This window comes from Leuconostoc miyukkimchii (assembly GCF_019656055.1).
GTDB lineage: Bacteria > Bacillota > Bacilli > Lactobacillales > Lactobacillaceae > Leuconostoc > Leuconostoc miyukkimchii.
In genome coordinates, this window is record NZ_BPKY01000003.1 from 223,594 (window position 1) to 243,452 (window position 19,859).

A 19,859-nucleotide genomic window follows, 5' to 3' on the forward strand; every position below is an offset into this window, starting at 1 on the left:
AAACGTTGTTTTAGATAAAAGCTAATACAATAAAGTTTATTAAGAAAAATACTGACACGATAACTAAAACCGGTGAAATTTCCTTATACTTTCCTAAAGTAACTTTGACAATGATAAAAAATAAGAAGCCAGCGGCAATACCATAAGAAATCGAATATGAAAAAGCCATAAAAATAGAAGTGAAAAATGCTGGTAAAGCTGTCTCAAGATTTTCCCATGAAATCTTCTTAAATTCGCCCATCATCATAATTCCCACCAAAATTAATAACGGTGCTGTTGCTGCTGTTGGAATTACGCCAACAAATGGCGCAAATATAATCATTAAAGCAAAGCCAATGGACGTAACAATATTGGCTAACCCTGTACGTGCTCCTGCCGCAACACCAGCAGCAGATTCAATAAAGGTTGTCGTGTTACTTGTTCCAGCAATTCCAGCAAAAGCAGTCGTGAATGTATCAACAACTAATGCACGATCCATTTTTGAATTGAATCCCTTATCTTCTTCAAACGCCTTGGTATCTGACTCAGAAAAAATACCTGTTTGATTACCAATACCAATTAAAGTACCAATTGCATCAAACAATCCTGTCAATCCCATCGCAAAAATTGTAATAATCGCTAACAATGCATGATGCCAATCAGTAAATAATGAACCCAAACCATTACTACCAAGTGCTTGCCCAAAAACATGTCCCAAGGATTCAAATGCCGAACCAATGGATGTCCCTGCTGAAATATGTGTATTCGTAACACCCATTGGTATACCAATTAAAGTCGTTGCAACTAAAGTAATCAAGAACGCACCGGGCACTTTCCGCATTACCAAGATCACTAATAGGATAAAGCCAATCAGTGCTAAAAGTACAGAAGCTGAATTGAACTTTGAAAGCTCAGGTGTCACGCCCCCATTTGCCAAAATAGAATTGATCGTACCTGCCGCTTTTCCGGTAAAAGGCTTGCCATTTAAAGTCAAAATATTGCCAGAATCAACAATAAAGTTGATAAAACCAGCATTTTTAAGCCCAATATAAGTGACAAACATGCCGATTCCACCACCTATAGCTGCTTTCAATTCTGCAGGAATACCTTTGACAATGGCACGACGACCATGCGTTAAAGTAATAATGATATCAACCACACCAACTAAGAAAACAATTGCTAAGGCTTGTTGCCAATTAAAACCAAAACCAAATACAATCGTATATGTGAAGTAGGCTTGCATACCAATACCTGGTGCCAAAGCAAAGGGTACATTAGCAAACAAACCCATAAACAGCGTGCCAAAAACTGCTACTAAAATGGCAGCTAGAAAAACTGCTTGTTGAGGAATACCAGCTTGTCCAAGAATTTGTGGATTCAAGAAAAAGATATAAGCCATGGAAACAAAGGTCGTAATTCCCGCAGTAATTTCCCGCTTGATACTGGTCCCATTCTCTTTGAGATGAAAAAAGTTCTGCATGTGTATTTATCTCCCTATGACATAGAAAAATCCACCCATCACAAACGATGAGCGGATTAAACCACACAATTTTATGATAGTCCAACATGTTGGTGCTGGGTAGAAACTGTCGGCCAATATCCGACACTATATCAACAATTTATTTTAATATATTCTAGTTTATCATCGTCATAGCAGAGTTGCAAGATTTTCAAATTGGTAGTAATTGTTGTGCTTTAATTATCATTTTTTGTGTGGCAACGGCATCTACAAAATCCTGATAATGAGCCACCATCAAAACAGCACCAGTATAGTGTGTCAAAAAATTATTTAGGGCATCAAGTGCTGGTAGATCTAAGTAATTGGTCGGCTCATCCAAAATAAGTAATTGTGTGTCCGTAAATAGAACTTGCAACAATAATACTTTCACTTTCTCACCACCACTTAGTGTCCTGACTTTTTGGAAAACCTTATCTCTTTTAATACCAAAAGCACCGAGAAAATCCCTCGCTAATTGTGATGTTTGGGATGATTTAAGTAGTACATTTTCTAGGACTGTACTATTTTCATTTAAGCCTGACAAATCCTGCGTAAAATAGCCCACTGGTTTTTGGTAGTTTGACAGTACATGTTTGATTAAACTGGTTTTACCACTACCATTATCACCAAGAATAGCCAAGCGTTGACCAGAATCCAATTTAAAATTCACGTCTTTCAATAATACGCGGTCACCAATTTGAACCGTCTCAGCAATCACTTTCAAAATGGCCCTTGATTTCTTGGCTTGATCAACGACTGCTTGAAGTTTCAGAGGTTTTGTAGCAAACGGTTTATCAACTTTTTCTAATTCTGAAAAACGCCGCGCCATTGATTTGACATTTTGTCCCAATTTTTTCTGTGATTTTAATGCTTTTCCTTTACCACTTATTAAGCGTGCATCAGATGGACTAATGTTTTTTGGACGTTTTGTGACTTGTTTTTCACGTGTTTGCACTTTCTCAATTGCCCGCCCAAGTTGATTTTTCTTGTTAACAGCTACACGATAGAGTTGTGCTTGGGTGTCATTTGCCATATTAATTTGCATCATGTAGTCATCATAATTACCTGAATATGCAGCAACACGAGTGCCCTGGATAGACCAAATTTTTGTCACGACTTGATTAACTAAATGGCTGTCGTGGGAAATTATAATTAGCGTGCCATAGAAATGTGATAATCGTTTGATTAGCCATTTTTGATGTGTCATATCCAAATTGGCGGTTGGTTCGTCTAAAATTAAAATATCTGGCTGATCGTTCAATGATTCATTAATGCGCTGCATCATCTTTTCGCCACCACTCTGATTGCTAATATCAATCGATAGTTGTGGCACATAAGCGACTCTTCCGTTCACTGATATCGTACCATTGTCTTGTATTAAGTCACCTATGATCAGGTGAGCTAGCGTTGTTTTTCCAGAACCGTTAGCGCCAATAATACCAATACGCTCACCAATTTTGATTTGCTGAGTAACTTGTGTCAATATATTACGACCATCAACAGTGTAATTAAGTTGATTTAAAATCATTGCATACATAAAAAAACCTCCTCTGTTTTTCACAGAATTGGTTTTGTAAACGCCACAAAAAGGCGACTTTCCGTCGATTTTTGCGCACTTATCCTACTCTCTCCAATTCCGTTTGTGAAATTTGAATGAATAGTTTAGTTACGCACTGGATCAACCTCTTTTGATAATTTTTTATTAGTATATCACATTAAATATTTAATCACAATTTTTTCACACTATTTTGCGCTAAACATTGTTACGTATAGCAGTTCTAACAGCTTGTTTTTCCGCTTCTATTAATTTCACACGGCTACTAATAACAGTTTTGTCCATTTTAATTTCACGCGTTAATCCAGGTTGATCAATTTTTGGTTCAAAAAAGTCTATAAACTCTTGTAGTCGTGTCGCTGTCTTTAATGCACCAGCCACAACAGTAATATAGGTTGTAAATTCCATATCACCACCAACTTTAGATTCAAGCCAGTCCCATTCCTGCCTTAACCAATCCCAAGCAGCTTGCTCACCATGAACATTGTGCAATATACTACCAAACCAACCACGTAAATCTTGTGGTTTAATAATGTCAGCATTTTCGAATTTAGACACTAACGTCTTAATGAATTCTGGTTCCTTCACACTCGTTATAGCAGCACGTAAATCTTGTTTATAACTAGAATCTGAGTTAACAATATATTCAGACAGCAACCGTTCAAACAATGACTCACTATTGAAGTTTTGAACTTCGTTTCGCAAGACTAACAACCGTATATCTGCAGGTAAACTCAGCAATTTATTCTCATAATTTTCAAAAATATGATGTCCTTGTGTAATCGCATTCGTATTTTCAGAATATAATGCTGCAGAAATAATATAAGGACGTGTCAACTGATCATCTGCTGATTCATGGGGCTTTGACTGCCAGCCAAGACGTTCAAACTGCTTTGTACTTAGTTTGCTATAGAATTGTTTCAGTGCTTGTTCGTCATCTGTATCTGGTGTTACAAATTGACGTAAATCACCAACCGTTCGATACAAAGTGTCGTTAACAATTGTTGATGTACTATTTGCAAAACGTTGTAATAATGGTACAACATCAGCATAAGAAATCTGACTGCCCTCAGCCAATAAGCGCAAATCCTGCAATATTTGTAATTGTGAAACTGTGTCTAGTTGGTCCAGTTCACTTAAAATATCCTGTAACAATGATTTATCATAATTGACAATAGCGTGTGTGTCATTACCAATATTAACACGGAATGGTTCACCATATTGTGCACGCAATTTTTTATAATTACCCAACACAGTCGTACTTTCCGATAAAATCACTTCAGCGACATCGTAGTTACTGTTCAATGGCACTTGCCATTGACGATTAACAGACTTCCCATCGCCAATGAAAAATTGTTGCTGAGACAAAGTTAATTGGTCGTTAACAACGTTTACATTGATTACTGGATATCCTGGTTGTTCCAGCCAAGAATTCATAATGGCTTCGACATTTTTTCCCGATGCTTCACCTAACGCCTGCCACAAATCTGAGCCAGTAGCGTTACCATACTGATGTGCCGCAAAATAATTTTTCAATCCCTTGCGTAAAGCAACATCCCCAATCAAGGAACGCACCATAACTAGCATACGCGCACCTTTTGCATAGACAATAGCCGGATCAAATAACGAATCAATTTCATCCGGATGCGCTACTTCAACATGAACTGATTGCACCCCATCTGTGGCGTCTCGCCTTAGCGCTGCTGGCACATCACTCGTTTGGAACGTCTCCCAAATACGCCAATCCGGCTCAATAGCGTCAATAGCGACATACTCCATCATGTTGGCAAAACTTTCATTGAGCCACAAATCATCCCACCATTTCATTGTGACTAAATCACCAAACCATTGGTGCGCCAACTCATGCGCAATAACAGTAGCAACAACTTGCTTTGTATCCAATGACGTGTTGTCCGGATCAAGTAAAAGATAGGCTTCTCGATATGTCACTAATCCCCAATTTTCCATAGCGCCAGCAGAAAAATCTGGTAGAGCTAACTGGTTTGATTGGGGTAATGGATAAGGTGTTTGATAAAAATCTTCAAAAAATTCTATGGCACGCTTAGCAATATCTAAAGCAAAGTCCAATGATTTTGCTTTATGTGCTTTTGTTGCGTAAACACCCACGTTAACACCGCTCTTAGTCTTTGTTTGCTTGTCTTGCAACTCACCAAAAGCAAAAGCCAAGAGATATGTTGACATACGTACCGTTGTATCAAAATAATGGACGCCATCATTGACGCGTGTTTCTGGCATGTTTGCTAGTACTGTTTCGCCAGGATGTTCATCAAATTTAATTGCAAGATCAAATACAGCCTTAGCTTCAGGTTCGTCAATTCCGGGAAATGCTTGACGAGAAAAATTGGTTTCAAATTGCGTTCCAATAAGTTGTTTCTTATCGCCATCTATTTCATAATAAGAAGGGTAAATTCCCATCATTGTATCTGTTAATGGTGCAGTGTATACAACTAATAGTGTTGTTTCTCCTGCTTGAGGTAGGTCAATATTAATCAGGTCGAGATCATTATCTAATGTAAATGGCACTTCTAAGTCATTTGATTTAACTGAACTTACTGTTAAGTACTTTTGATGTAAAGCAATTTGATTGGTTGTTGCGATACCAGTTATCGTGGTTTTTCCACTGATCGTTTTGGTTTGACGATTAATATCTAAAAATATATTATAATGCTCCGGTTGAAATTTTTCATAAAGCCTTTCAAATATTGCCATGATTTCTCCTTCTGCTGTTAGAATAATTTCATTATACACTTTTGCTTCATAATAAGACATCGACTAACAATCGTAAATATCGTTTGTTATAATTGTGGCATGGTAACACTTTTAAATTTTCTGAAGTATATACTTGTATCATAAAATTCTAAATAGGGGATAGATTCATGACTATTTTATATTCACTCTCATTGTTGTTAATTGGTGTCATAGGTACTAACATCATTCAACAATTCATTCCTAAAATACCTGAGGCATTTATTTTAATTTTTGTTGGTGTATGTTTGTCTCTAACACCAATATTTAAAAATTTTGAACTCGAACCAGAATTTTTCATGTTAATGGTTATTGCACCACTGATGTTCTTAGATGGTCAAAAACAATCATTTCAAAAAATCAAAAAACGTTTCAATATTATTTTATCCCTCTCTGTTATATTGGCAATTGCTTCGGCGGCAGCTGTTGGTGTGCTTGCAAATTATATTGAAGTATCATGGACACTACCGCTAGCCATCGCATTAGCTGCCATTGTCGTACCGACTGATGCCGTAGCTGTCAAATCATTTACTTCTGGCACCGACATGCCAGATGGCGTAGACGAGGCACTCGAACTCGAATCTTTATTTAACGATGCTACTGGATTAGTAATGTTAGATTTGGCATTATCGGTATTAGAAAAAGGCTCATTTTCTATTTTTAATGGATTGCAACATTTTGTTTTTGTTGCTACTGGTGGCGTTATTATTGGTATTGTCAGTGGATTTTTGCTTGTTTGGCTCCGAACCATGCTGAATTTTCGAGCCAGTGATCCTGAAACAACCATTATTCCGCTGAGTCTCTTAACCCCTTTTGCCGTCTACCTACTGGCGGAATATTTTGGTACATCTGGTATTCTTGCCGTTGTCGCAACTGGTATTGTTCATAATTGGGAATCTAGCAAACTAAGATTAACTTCTACCCGTGTTCAGTTAACGCAATCCACAGTATGGGGAACCATTGCTAACATATTAAATAGCATAGTTTTTCTAATTTTAGGTGTGTCTCTACCCGCAGTTTGGCATGAAATAGCCCGTATTGGTTTTTCTCTTTCAGCTCAATTACTAGTATTGTCATGTTTAATTTATCTAACTATGTTTGTTGTCCGTTTCTTATGGGCGAGAAATGCCGATACTAGGGATACTATCACTTTTTTTGGCGATAAAAGCGATAAAAACCATATTTTCAATGCTAGGCTTTTTGCTATCAGCGGTGTTCACGGGACTGTCACTTTAGCCATGGTATTTTCATTACCTAATCGAATTGGTGGTCAAATTTTTCCGTACCGTGAGGAACTAATCATCGTTGCCACAATGGTTATCTTAATTAGCATGTTAGTGAGTGCAATTTCGCTACCAATCATGTTACCTGCAAAAGCGAATAACTTTACAGCAGAAACACTTGATGCTGTGCGCGATCAAATGGTTGACTATGCAACCTTAGAAGCACTTGAAACTGTGAAAGATCATAATATTCGCGAAACATTAACAGACCAATTACAATCACAAAAAGGCTTTTCAAAAACTATTAATCAGCGTGACAAAGTTACAAAAAACTATCAAGAATTATTCGAACAAACAACACAATTCATTTTAAATTATCTTCAAACCGAACATGTTAATTCAAGTTACGATGCAAAAACCGTTAATATTTATCAAAAAATCATTAATCGTGTCTTAAAACCGGTTCAAACTCGTAATCCAATTAATTTATTTAAGCAAACAAACCAGCGCCTGAAAAACAAATATAAACGTACCAAATGGTATTTTCATCACAGGAAAGAAATACGCAATAAAGGTGTATTGTTCCAAAAAAATATACAAACAAAATATACAGATACACAACAACAGTGGTTGGATACTAAAAATGCCCTTCTTAAACTCAATGACGAGGTCATTATAGTCGTACACACATACTTAAATGATTTATTACGTCAACGTCTTGAAAAACATGCGACAGATAATCAGCATATTGTTTATGTCCGTCGTGAATTAGACCGCTACTTCTCTGCAATCAAACGTGATTACAAAAAAGATGCACCTGCTATAGACAGTGCTTTGTATATGAAAGCATTTCAATCAGAATATAACTTTATCCAACAAGAGCTTACGAATAGCCATATTTCTGATAGTATTGCTAACATTTTATACAATGAAATTAATCAAGCACAAACCCTACAATTACAACAACTACGACAAGTTCAGTCTCTTAATGACTGACAAACTATCCAAGCCAATTTAAAAATAAGCATTGCCATTAATGGCAATGCTTATTTTTAAGGAAACTATTAACGTGATAGCCAATGTTTAACTAATTGCGTTAACTCATTTTTTGCTGTTGCGCCTTGAATCCATAGCAATCCTGGTATTTGATGCCGTAAATAAGTCAATTGACGTTTGGCATAGCGCCTTGAATCTTGTTGTAAATTTGAAATGGCTGTCTCTAAAGAGACTGATCCCTGTAAATATGGAAAAAACTCCTTATAACCAATGGCTTTCCCTGCTTGTAATTCTTCACCACCTGCCATAAGAATATTGCGCGCTTCATCTAATACACCAGCATCTAACATATTATGGGCACGTGCATTAATGCGTTCATACAAAATATCACGTGGCCAGTCCACGGCAACAATATATGCATCATATTTTGGCCGTTCAATACTATCATGATGTTGTCCATGACGTGCGATTTCAATTGCACGTATGACTCTTTGTTTATTATGAAGGTCTACTCGTTGCGCAAGACTATCATCAAGTGTCATTAATTCAGTAACTAGGCTTTCTAACGATTGTTGTCGAAGTGCCGCTATCTCTTGTGGCTCACTAGCCACAAAATCTAAAGCCTGATGTCCAACCAAAGCTTTGACATAAAACCCTGTACCACCAGCAATAACTGGTAACTTACCACGTGACACAATATCTGCAATGGTCTGATCAGCTAATTGAACAAACTCAGCAACAGAAAAACTTGACGTCATATCTAAAATATCAAGCAAATGATGCGGTATCATTTGTTGTTCTTCAACACTGACCTTTGCTGTACCAATATCCAAATCACGATAAACCTGCAATGCATCTGCAGAAATAATTTCACCATTAAATTGCTGTGCCATAGCAATTGCTAAATCACTTTTCCCTGAAGCAGTCGGTCCAGTAATTACTAATATTTTAGGTTCACTTGCCATGTCGATCACCTTGTATTTCTTCACGTATTCTTGTCGCCAAGGCAACTTGATTTGTAATCATTCCTTTTAATCCGGCTTGAAACACACGTCGCATATCTTCTTCACTGTCAACAGTCCAAATACGCATATGAATATTTGGCCACCAAAACATCTTAGGCTTTTTCTTTAAAATACGAATATCTGAATGAATATAGTCAAAGATGCCCCGTATTTTCAACCAATAAACTTTGGGTGATGCCCAAAAAACTAGTGCCGCAATAGTCACATGAGCATCTAATTTACGCAATCTTATCAATGTTTCTAAGTTAAAACTTTGATAAATAATATGATACTTTGGTCGAAAGCTAGTAATCATTTCCAATATTTCTTGTTCAATGCCTGGATAACTCACATGGTCTGTTTTAATTTCCAATAATAATGTCTGATCAAAATTGATATCACGTAAAAAAGTTAAGAACTCTGTGAATGTCGGGATTTTAACATCTTGCATTATCGGTTGCTTATAACTGCCTGCATCAAGTGATTTTATTTCAGCCAAAGTAAGATCCTTAACAAATCCCGTGCCATTCGTTGTTCGATCAACTTTTTCATCGTGGATAACAACCAAATGGCCATCTTTCGTACGATGAATATCCATTTCTAACATATCCGGTTGATAAGCCAAGGCAGCTTCAAAGGCGGGTATTGTATTTTCTGGTGCTACAACACGATAACCTCGGTGAGCAATAATATCTGTTTTTTTATTCATAATTTAATTATACTAAATTCATTTACAAATATACTAAAATAGTCGATAATAGTCTTTAAGGAAACTTAATAAAAATTAAGAAAGAGGGTATTAATATTATGAAATCATTTAAATCAGGTGTCATCGTTGGTGTACTTAGTTCAGTTGCCATTGCTGCAGCTACTGCACTTGGTTACCGTCAGACAGTTGTTAAACCAACACAAAAAGCAGAAGAACACCATGAAGAAGTTTCAAAACAAGCTATTCGTCGTAGTGTAGCCGCACATCAATCACGTTTCTAAAATTTAAATAAATTAAGCAAAATAATAGCCTGACGTTCTAAACTTGGAATAGACGTCAGGCTTTTTAATTTGCTATCCTACTTTTTACGCTCAAATTTACAAGATCATATGTTAACACAAAAAGCAGCTATTATTTTAGCTGCTTTTTCAAATTAACGCAATAAATATCCACCATCAACCGGAATCGTGGCGCCAGTAACATAATTAGACGCTGCACTTGAAAGATAAACTATCGTTCCAACTAATTCTGATGGCTTTGCCCAATGACCTGCAGGTATATGATTTAAAATTTCTGTGTTACGTACATCGTCTTCTTGCAATGCTTTAGTCATATCTGTGTCAATGTATCCTGGTGCCAATGAATTAACTTGAATGCCATATGGTGCCAACGCGTCTGCATAAGCCTTCGTGAGTCCAATAACACCATGTTTACTGGCTGCATATGGATAAATAAATTTTCCTGCTCGAAATGATTGCATTGAACCAATATTTATTATTTTGCCGGATTTTTGCTCAATCATAACTTTAGCAGCTTCGTGAGAAAGATAGTACAATGCATTCAAGTTAACATCAATGACTTTTTGCCAATCATCATCCTTATACGCAACTAAATCATTACGAATTTGCACACCAGCATTGTTAATTAAAATATCTAACGTTGGGAATGTTTGCTTAAATTCACGAATAACACGATTTGCTGCGCCATCAGCAGTTAAGTCTTGCGTGAAAAATGCAACTTTTCTGCCACGTTGTGCAGCAAAATCTTGGAGCCCTTGCCACCCTTTTTTTGAACGACTTACCACAAAAACATCTGCACCAGCATCAAGTAACGCTTGAGAATAATATTTTCCTAGCCCAGAAGCACCACCCGTTACAATTGCTACTTTTCCAGTTAAATCAAATAAATTTTGTACGTCACTCATTTTATGCCTCCAATGACTTGTTTAGTTATAATCGGTTACATTTTATACCGATTTACTGTTACTGTCAAAGAATGACTCTTGTATGTCTAAAGTTATTAATAGGATTTGACAATCTGACTATTAGTGTCAATTGGTGTTAACAAATAGTAGAACCACCTCTTTAATTTCCCTTGCTTTTTAAATACGAAGCTCCCGAATAAAATTTCTCACAATAGTATTAAACGTCACTGGATCTTCAAGATGCGGAATGTGTCCCGCACCCTTCACCATCGCATAACGACCCTTTGGTGCCATGTTTGATGCTACTTTGGCATGATCAGCCGGCCATAACGGAGACGCATCACCAGCAATAAATAAATGAGGAACCTGCTCGCGACGCACAACATCACGCCAATCTTGTATCAAGCTGTTTAATAATAACGGTTGATTAAATTTAAAATCAAATGGTTGATAATTTTGACCAATCACAAGTTTTATCTCATCTGACAACTTTAATCGTGTTAATTTTGTTTGAGGTAAGCGTTCAATAGCAACTTGTAGATCCGCCATATTGACGTCAAATAAACCATACGACCAATCCTTTTGGCTAATCATCAATGGTACTTGGTCTTCAGTAATGATTGCTGCAATATTATCATCACCATATAGCGATAAATATGCCCAAATCGTACTGGCTCCCATCGAATGCCCTAATAAAATTGGCCGTTTTAATTGTAACATCTTGATTAATTCAGCCAAATCCTGCCCATGTCGAGACATTCGCATGCCATAAGAAACACTACTACTTGCTCCATGATTACGGCGATCATAAGTAATAACCTGTAATCCCATATCCATTAAGCCATGAATCTGTGCGGTCCAAGTTGCTTGATTACCAGAATAACCAGCAATTAAGATAATTGGCTGTCCCTGTCCATAAGTATGATAGTCTAATGTCACATCATCACGCGTTGTCAAAGTTGCCATTTTTATCCCCAATCCGAAATAAAGTTACCAAAGTACGGCAACTTTATTTTATCAACTATATTTTTAAAAACAACTAAATATGAATTGGCACGCCATCTGCTAATTCAGCAGTATCCATAATGGTTTCTCCTAAAGTAGGATGTGGATGAATTGTTAATGAAATATCATTTGTTGTCAAACCATTTTCAATAGCCAATGACAATTCAGAGATTAAATCAGATGCGCTTGGTCCAACAATTTGTGCACCTAGTAGTGCATGCGTTGACTTGTCACTGATCAATCGAATAAATCCAGTTGTCTCAATCATTGAAATAGCACGACCATTAGCAGCGAATGGGAATTTGGCTATTATCACATCAAGATTTTTTTCTTTCACTGATTCAGGTGTGTCACCTGTTGTAGCCAGTTCATATTGCGTATAGGCAACAGCTGGTAGCGAGTAATGCATGTCTCGTGCTTGTGGTTCACCAGAAATTGCTGCTGCCGCAATTTTACCTTGGAAACTTGCTTTATGCGCCAATTGTGGTCCTGATGTAATATCCCCGATTGCATAAATGTGCGCCACGGTCGTTTGCATGCTGTCTGAAATATCAACTAACCCATGATCATTTAGCTTAACATCAGTATTATTTAGCCCAATATCATCCGTATTTGCTCGACGTCCAACAGCAACAAGTAAATAATCACCTGTTATTGTTTGTTCTTTACCGTTCACTTCATAAGTTAAACTCACATTATTTTCTGTTTGTGTTGCCGACTTTGCTGTTGCCGAAGTTACAATTTGACCGCCATGCTGTTTAAAATCAGTTAAAACAGGTTTCGTCATTTCTGAATCAAAACCATTTAACGTGTGATCCAAACCTTCAATAATTGTTACCTCAGTTCCAAGATTAGCATACACGCCACCCAATTCAGAACCAATAACACCGCCACCAACAATAATGAGTCGCCTTGGAATTTCCGGAAATTCCAAAGCCCCAGTAGAGTCAACGATACGTCCACCAAATGGCATTGTTGGAATTTCAATTGGTCGCGAACCAGTAGCGATAATGGCGTTGTTAAACTGCAATAACTCATGACCATCCTTTTGAACAACGTTGAGAGTCTCGTTATCGTTAAATGTCGCATCCCCTTTAATAATATCAACGTGGTGTTTTTTTAGTAACATTTTGACACCATTTGTTAGCGTATCCACCACTTGATGTTGTTTCCATTCTTGCGTTTTTTGCCAGTCTAATGTCAGTTCACCAACATGTAAACCAAAGGGAGCTGTTTCATCTTCATGTGCTTGTCGGTAGTGATGACCTACATTAATTAAAGCTTTAGATGGCATGCAGCCGATATTTAAACAAACACCACCAATATTTTCACGTTCAATAATAGTAACTTTTTGTCCCAATTCTGCTGCACGAATTGCTGCAACATAGCCTCCAGGTCCTGAGCCAATAATTACTGTGTCAATTTCACGTGCTTGTGCGCCAACAACCATCTTAAACCTCCACTAACATATACGCTGGATCTGCCAACAACTGTTTCAAATAATTCAATGCAGTTTGCCCTAACATACCATCAATCAAACGGTGATCATAAGTTAATGACAGTTTCATATTCTGCCCAATAACAATCTCACCATCACTATTAACAACCGGTTCTTTCACAATAGAACCCAGACCTAAAATAATAACCTCATGACCATTAATAATCGGTGTAAACCATGTGCCTCGTGCTGACCCTAAATTTGAAATTGTCATCGTGCTACCTTGCATTTGCTTAGGTTTAATTGAACCATCTCTAACAGCATCAGCTAGTTCAGCAATTTCTTGTGCAATTTGTAAAATCGACTTTTTATCAGTATGAGCAATCACCGGAACAAATAGTCCAGATGGTGCATTAACCGCAATACCCATGTTCACATCATCATGATATATAATTTCTTGAGTTTTCATATCCAAGCTAGCGTTAATCTCTGGGAACTTTTTTGCAGTTGCCGTCAATGCCTTAACGACGTAAGCAAGATATGTCAATCGGACACCCTGTTCATTAGCCAACGTTTTGAATTGCTGACGATGCGCTACTAACTTGCTCACTTCAACACTGTCAAAATTTGTCACTGCGGGAATCGTTGTATGTTGTGCGCTCATCGATTTTGCAATAACCTTACGAATTGGAGTCATAGGTTGGCGACCTTCATGAAGAGGCTCTGGCTCATCTATCGTTACGTGACTCGTTGTCACTTCTGCTTGCGTCGATGTTGCTGATACCGTTTCTGGAACAGTATTGTTAGTCACTTGTTCTTGCTGTGGCAAAACATCATGGAAGTTAACCACATCATCTATCGTGACATGTCCATGTCGACCAGTTGCCGGAACTTGAGTTAAGTCAATCCCTTTTTCAAATGCAAGATGTCGTACGGAAGGCATTGCCAATACATGACCGTTTACCGTTTGAACATTTGAAGTATCACTACTATTTACTGCTACGTTTGGTTCAACAGGCGTCTCGATTGTCTGTATTTCTTCACTTTTTTGTGGCTTGGATTCAACTTGTTCAGGTGTTTCACCACCATTACCATCAAACTCAATCAGTGAGTCACCAACTTCAACCGTAGTGCCCGCCTCAACAAATAACTTAGTGACCTTTCCGCTGTATGGTGATAAAATTTCTTGCATCATTTTATCATTTTGAACTTCGGCAACAGGATCGTCCATTGCAATTACATCACCTACCTTAATCAACCATGATGTAATATCCCCCTCTGCCATGCCTTCACCAATATCTGGCATTTTAAAAATCTCAGTCATAATTCACAACCTCCATTACTTTTGCCACAACATCATCAGCTTTAATCATCCAATCATTTTCTGCCTGTCCAAAAGGATAGACAGAATCTGGTGCAGCAATACGTCCAATTGGTGCCTTCAGACTTAATATGAAGCGTTCCGAAATTTCACTCATGACGTTGGCACCAATTCCAGCCATCCTTTGTGCTTCCTGAACGACGACAACTCGACCGGTTTTACTAACAGTATTGCCAATACTTTGAATATCAAGTGGTGATACCGTTCGCAAATCTAAAACCTCCGCAGAAATATTGGCTTTCTTCAATTCCTCTGCAGCTTTTAATGCAACCGGTACGCCTCCACCGTAGGAAATAATTGATACATCTGTTCCCTCACGTGCAATAGCTGCTTTATCTAATGGCACTGTGTAATATCCATCGGGAACTTCGCCTTTTAATGACCGGTATAAGTGTATATTTTCCAAAAACACAACAGGATCATTTGATTCCACTGAGCTTAACAGTAAGCCTTTGGCATCAGCAGGATTTGCTGGCATAACGACACGTATACCAGGAATTTGAGCCACCATACCTTCTAGATTATCAGCATGCATCTCAGGTGTTTTCGTACCGCCTCCATATGGTGATCGCAAGACAATCGGCATGCTACGCGTACCATTGAATCTATAACGATTTCGTGCCATTTGCCCCGCAATCGAATCCATCACCTCAAACACAAAACCAAAAAATTGAATTTCCATAATTGGTCGATAATCTTGCGTTGTTAATCCTATTGCTAAACCGCCAATACCAGATTCAGCTAAGGGTGTATTAAAAACACGCGCCTCGCCATACTTATCTTGCAACCCATCCGTTGCTCTGAAAACACCACCATTTTTTCCAACGTCTTCACCAAAAATAAGGACGTTATCATCTTTTTCAAGTGCTAAATCCATTGCTTCACGAACAGCATCAATATAACTTTTAACAGCCATGTTACTTTCCCTCGCTTTCAAATCTGGTAATTTGTTCAGACATAGCGAATCCAGGTACTTCAAGTGTATTTTTAATAAAATCAGAAATTTTTTGTTTAGACACTTTATCAGCTATTTTAATTTGCTCGTCAATATGTTCATTAACTTCTTTAACATAAGTATCTTCCTTCTCTTGATTCCAAATACCTTGTTGCGTCATATAATGTCTCATCCGAATTAATGGTTCTTTTTGCCAAGATTCATCAATGTCCTCTTGTGTACGATAACGTAATGGATCATCTCCAGCCGTTGAATGTGGTTCTAATCGATTCGTCAACGTTTCAATTAACACAGGTCCCTTCCCACTCGTTGCCCATGCACGTGCCTCCTTGGCAGCTAGATAAACTGCAATTGGGTCATTGCCATCGACAACTAGACTTGGTATGCCAGCTGCCCAACCTTTTGCTGCTAAATGCGTTGCTGCTGTTTGCATAGCACGCGGTGTTGAAATAGCAAATCCATTGTTTTGTATGAAGAAAACTGCATTAGCTTTATATGCGCCTGCAAAGTTCACACCCTCATAAAAATCGCCCTGTGATGAACCACCCTCACCAGTATAGGCGTATGCGACAGCATCTTTTTGGCGTTTTTTCATGCCAAGTGCAATACCTGCCGCTTCAACATATTGCGCACCAATAATAATTTGGGGCATCCATGAATTCACAGGCTTGCCGTCTTCTGTTGTAAAAACGTTTCCCAAGACATGGCCACGAGACCACAAAATTGCTTTCCAAATTGGCCAACCTTTGACAATAATTTCTGGAATATCACGATATCCAGGCATTAACCAATCTTCATCTTTGAACGCATATGAAGATGCCATTTGGGACGCTTCTTGACCTGCTGTCGGTGCAAAAAAACCAAATCTGCCTTGTTTGGCTAACTTTGTCGATCTAATATCCAACTGTCGACTTAAAATCATCCGTTTCATAATGTTTATTAAATCATCACTTGATAAATTAGCGCGTTGTAACGATTCATCATCTATAATTTCACCACTGCTATTTAAAATTTGGAGTGTGGGAAAAGTATCATTTTGTTCTTGAAGTTGGTCATCAAAATCAAGTATTTTCTTATTCGCTACTGCTATATCAGTCATAATTTTCTACCTCATCTTTCTGAAAAAAGGTTTCTACTAATTCACTATTTTTAATACTTCCAAAATATTGCCCCTCTTTATTTTGCTCTAGAATACTAGCAATCACTTCACGTTTAAACGGCAATCCTATAAATTGTGACTTCATTTCTCGCCAATCACGCACACCTAAGAAGTCCCCTGTAAAATTAATATCTGTTATTTCCCCGTCATGGACATCAATCTGAACATCAATACTACCACCACCAAATTTTGCATGATTGTTATACATGAACTCCGGACTTTTACCATAATTCCAAGACCATTGTGAAAACTGTTCATCGCGTAATTTCAAAATATCAGCCTTTTGATTAGCATTTAATTCATATTCACCATCTCGGTCTTCATCAGTTAAATAAAATTTTAGTTGTGCTATAAATTTATCAATTGTTAAGTCTTTTGAAGCATAATCCTTTATATTACCAACACGTGAACGAACAGATTTAGCTGCCTTTGATATAAACTTTTCATCCGCCACATTTAGTGAACGAACCATTGCATCGACATCAGTATTCCAAAGTAATGTACCGTGGTGCATTAAATAACCACCAGCATAACGTTGGGCATTCCCAGAAATCTTTTTTCCAGCGATTTCCAAATCATTTCTACCAGAAATATCTACATGAATTCCAAGTGATTCCAAAGCATCGGCCATAGGTTTAACAAATTGACTAAAATCAACACCCGCACTACTAGATACTGGTACAAAAAATGTAAAGCAAATATTTCCTAAATCATGATAGACAGCCCCACCACCAGATACGCGTCGCACAACTTGAACATCATGTGTGTCAATATAATTTGAATTGACCTCTGAAAATGTGTTTTGGTTTTCACCAACAATCACAGCACGCTTATTTTGCCATAGAGAAAAAACTGGTTTTTCAGGTTTTAAATTTTTCAATAACCAAGCATCCATAGCTATATTAGTATATGCATCTTGATTAAAATAATTTATATATTGCATTATTGTCCGCCCCCTTCCTTTTGTAACCGCTTACATTACATATTATACACCTGTTTTCTGAAATTAACGTAGATTTTTCTTTGTTTTTAGATGTGCACATCACCACTAAATATATGATGACCTCAAAAAAAAAGACCAATACTTGGAGAGCAAAGTAACCTCCCAAATATTGATCTTATTCTAATAATTAATTTGTTTTCTTGCCTTCATAGCTACTAAAGCCACCACGCAAAATAAAAATTTTATTTTTATCGTATCCCTGCTTTTTTAAAGATTTGCTAACGCGAGCAACATCGCGTAAACGCTCGTCATATAAAAATATATCACGGTCTTTTCTTAATCCTGATTTACCTTGCGTAAAATTGGTTGACGGAATATTACGAGCACCCATGACATGCGAGCGTTTATACGCTGCAGATTCACGCACATCAATAATTTGACCATTTTCAGTTAATATTTTTTCTGAAAATTCCGTAGACTTAAGTAGGGTAGCACTTGTCTTTGCAGACAAGAAAATCCATAACCAACTACCTAAGGCAACAAGCCCCCAAGCAATAACAACTACGATCACAGTTGTTAACAAATTCATAACTTACCTCTTCTAATAGCATTAATTTCTATATTATAACAAAAAAAACAAACCTATGCGCTTTTTTAAAAAATTTTATTAATTTGCTCAAGGGCATCCGTCTCCATAATTGAATCAGCATGTTCTCGTAGTACTTCATTAGCCATGTTACTTTCTTCAGCAAATTCAATTGCAACTGCTATTTTGTTTTTAATCATATCTTTAGTCATTGAATCTGTAGGAAAACTTAACGTAAGATAAAAGACAGATTCATATCGATATAGATTAGAAATCACATTATCAGTCTGTATCATTTTAGCAATTGAGATGATCGAATCAAAATTAACCAGTTTTAGAACAATGGTCACTTCAGAATCAGTGTTTAGGGATTGTACAGTCTCACCATTACTTGTATTAGTAGGTGAGTCATCTACTAATACACCATCATCATTTTGTTGTAATTCAGTACGTCGTTCATCAGAAATTTCATCTGTACTCTCTGATTTGTTTTTAGTATAGTTCATTAAATTGTTAATGACGTCTCCTACCTGATTTTCACTATCCAATCGTGAAATAAATAACTCTAATCCATTGCGATTAGGTAATATTTGAAAACTAACTTGGTCGTCATCACTAAAATCATGATCGACATCTACTTCTGATAAGATATTATAGAAGAAAGATTCAATCTTATCATGGTCACCTAACAACTCCATAACAGAAATACCACGTTCTTTCAAATCAGTATTTTCAATCATTACACGAATTGTATTATCATTAATTCTTTCCATTTCCATAATTTAATAGTTCCCTTCATAAAGAATACTTTAACGTCATAATATTAAAAATAGTTAAAAAAGTGATACTACCTACTTTTCTAAGGCACAAACTTAGCATTTTGCCCGATCTTCCAAATCAGCTCGAAATGTTGCACGTATGAGTTCACGTTGCCGCACATCTCGTGGTAAAAAGCGGCGTATCTCATCATCATTATATCCAACTTGCATACGGCGATCATCCATAATAATCGGACGCTTTAGTAATGATGGATTTTCAACAATCAATTGAATAAAATTATTAATCGAGATAGTATCAATATCAAAATCTAGTTTAGAAAATACTTTTGATCGCTTAGAAATCAACTCTTCTGTACCATCTTCTGTTAACCGAAGTATTTCTTTTACTTCTTCTGCCCGTAATGGCACTTTATTCACATCACGCTCAGTATATGAAATATTGTGACTCTCCAACCATAGCTTTGCCTTTCGACAAGAAGTGCAACTAGGTGATGAAAACAGTGTAACCATTAAATATTGCCTCCTTAAATGTCAATAGTCATTAGATCTATTATAACAAATATCCTTAAGAAAGTATATGAACCATTTTATAGACACGCGAAAAAAGTACTCTTCTCAGAGCACTCATTATGTACGGCACCGCATCTTCCTATCCTCGCAGCCAGCGATCCGGCAACTA

Annotated in this window: 17 protein-coding genes and 1 riboswitch; of the genes, 2 read left to right on the forward strand and 15 right to left on the reverse strand. The window is 37.1% G+C overall.

The features are described from left to right. Positions 1–10 precede the first annotated feature (10 nt). The 3 genes from K5Q13_RS04410 to K5Q13_RS04420 form a co-directional block, all read right to left on the reverse strand. Entirely contained in the window at positions 11–1,459 is a 1,449-nt protein-coding gene (locus tag K5Q13_RS04410) for an NCS2 family permease (RefSeq protein WP_220740334.1), read from the reverse strand. Between the two features lie 57 nt (positions 1,460–1,516). Continuing rightward, positions 1,517–1,613, reverse strand: a riboswitch (purine riboswitch). A gap of 36 nt (positions 1,614–1,649) precedes the next feature. Next, on the reverse strand, positions 1,650–3,014 hold the full coding sequence (locus K5Q13_RS04415; protein ID WP_220740336.1) for an ATP-binding cassette domain-containing protein: 1,365 nt from the start codon (positions 3,012–3,014) through the stop codon (positions 1,650–1,652). A 216-nt stretch (positions 3,015–3,230) separates the two neighbouring features. Then, positions 3,231–5,762, reverse strand: coding sequence for a M1 family metallopeptidase (locus tag K5Q13_RS04420; protein ID WP_220740338.1), 2,532 nt, complete (start codon positions 5,760–5,762; stop codon positions 3,231–3,233). A gap of 167 nt (positions 5,763–5,929) precedes the next feature. Between K5Q13_RS04420 and K5Q13_RS04425 the strand changes: the two genes are divergently transcribed. Then, positions 5,930–8,017: a cation:proton antiporter gene (locus tag K5Q13_RS04425; protein ID WP_220740340.1), complete on the forward strand. Its 2,088-nt coding sequence runs from the start codon at positions 5,930–5,932 to the stop codon at positions 8,015–8,017. A gap of 68 nt (positions 8,018–8,085) precedes the next feature. Here K5Q13_RS04425 and miaA read toward each other — a convergent pair whose 3' ends face one another. Further along, positions 8,086–8,982, reverse strand: coding sequence for a tRNA (adenosine(37)-N6)-dimethylallyltransferase MiaA (miaA, locus tag K5Q13_RS04430; RefSeq protein ID WP_220740342.1), 897 nt, complete (start codon positions 8,980–8,982; stop codon positions 8,086–8,088). Further along, positions 8,972–9,730 (reverse strand): glycerophosphodiester phosphodiesterase family protein, encoded by a 759-nt coding sequence (locus K5Q13_RS04435; protein ID WP_220740344.1) that lies wholly within the window; start codon positions 9,728–9,730, stop codon positions 8,972–8,974. The genes miaA and K5Q13_RS04435 overlap by 11 nt, the downstream gene beginning before the upstream one ends. A gap of 98 nt (positions 9,731–9,828) precedes the next feature. Between K5Q13_RS04435 and K5Q13_RS04440 the strand changes: the two genes are divergently transcribed. Further along, positions 9,829–10,011, forward strand: a complete 183-nt coding sequence (locus K5Q13_RS04440) for a DUF3042 family protein (protein ID WP_220740346.1) — start codon at positions 9,829–9,831, stop codon at positions 10,009–10,011. Positions 10,012–10,163: 152 nt separating this feature from the next. Here the strand turns inward: K5Q13_RS04440 and K5Q13_RS04445 are convergent, their stop codons facing one another. From K5Q13_RS04445 to spx, 10 genes are all read right to left on the reverse strand, one after another. Then, positions 10,164–10,934: an SDR family NAD(P)-dependent oxidoreductase gene (locus K5Q13_RS04445; protein ID WP_220740348.1), complete on the reverse strand. Its 771-nt coding sequence runs from the start codon at positions 10,932–10,934 to the stop codon at positions 10,164–10,166. Between the two features lie 177 nt (positions 10,935–11,111). Further along, entirely contained in the window at positions 11,112–11,900 is a 789-nt protein-coding gene (locus K5Q13_RS04450; protein ID WP_220740350.1) for an alpha/beta fold hydrolase, read from the reverse strand. Positions 11,901–11,973: 73 nt separating this feature from the next. After that, on the reverse strand, positions 11,974–13,389 hold the full coding sequence (gene lpdA, locus K5Q13_RS04455) for a dihydrolipoyl dehydrogenase (protein ID WP_220740352.1): 1,416 nt from the start codon (positions 13,387–13,389) through the stop codon (positions 11,974–11,976). A 1-nt stretch (position 13,390) separates the two neighbouring features. Next, the gene (locus K5Q13_RS04460) at positions 13,391–14,701 is read right to left on the reverse strand and encodes a dihydrolipoamide acetyltransferase family protein (RefSeq protein WP_220740354.1); all 1,311 of its coding nucleotides are present in this window, start codon (positions 14,699–14,701) and stop codon (positions 13,391–13,393) included. After that, entirely contained in the window at positions 14,694–15,674 is a 981-nt protein-coding gene (locus tag K5Q13_RS04465; protein WP_220740356.1) for an alpha-ketoacid dehydrogenase subunit beta, read from the reverse strand. Before K5Q13_RS04465 ends, K5Q13_RS04460 begins: the two co-directional genes overlap by 8 nt. 1 nt (position 15,675) lies before the next feature. Further along, positions 15,676–16,812, reverse strand: a complete 1,137-nt coding sequence (locus K5Q13_RS04470) for a thiamine pyrophosphate-dependent dehydrogenase E1 component subunit alpha (RefSeq protein ID WP_220740358.1) — start codon at positions 16,810–16,812, stop codon at positions 15,676–15,678. Next, positions 16,805–17,815 (reverse strand): lipoate--protein ligase, encoded by a 1,011-nt coding sequence (gene lplA, locus K5Q13_RS04475; RefSeq protein ID WP_220740360.1) that lies wholly within the window; start codon positions 17,813–17,815, stop codon positions 16,805–16,807. Before lplA ends, K5Q13_RS04470 begins: the two co-directional genes overlap by 8 nt. A 187-nt stretch (positions 17,816–18,002) precedes the next feature. Then, positions 18,003–18,404: a rhodanese-like domain-containing protein gene (locus K5Q13_RS04480; protein WP_220740362.1), complete on the reverse strand. Its 402-nt coding sequence runs from the start codon at positions 18,402–18,404 to the stop codon at positions 18,003–18,005. A 65-nt stretch (positions 18,405–18,469) separates the two neighbouring features. Beyond that, positions 18,470–19,180 carry an adaptor protein MecA gene (locus K5Q13_RS04485; protein WP_220740364.1) on the reverse strand — a complete coding sequence of 237 codons (711 nt, stop codon included), beginning with the start codon at positions 19,178–19,180 and terminating at the stop codon, positions 18,470–18,472. A gap of 93 nt (positions 19,181–19,273) precedes the next feature. Beyond that, entirely contained in the window at positions 19,274–19,690 is a 417-nt protein-coding gene (spx, locus tag K5Q13_RS04490; protein WP_220740366.1) for a transcriptional regulator Spx, read from the reverse strand. Positions 19,691–19,859: the final 169 nt, after the last annotated feature.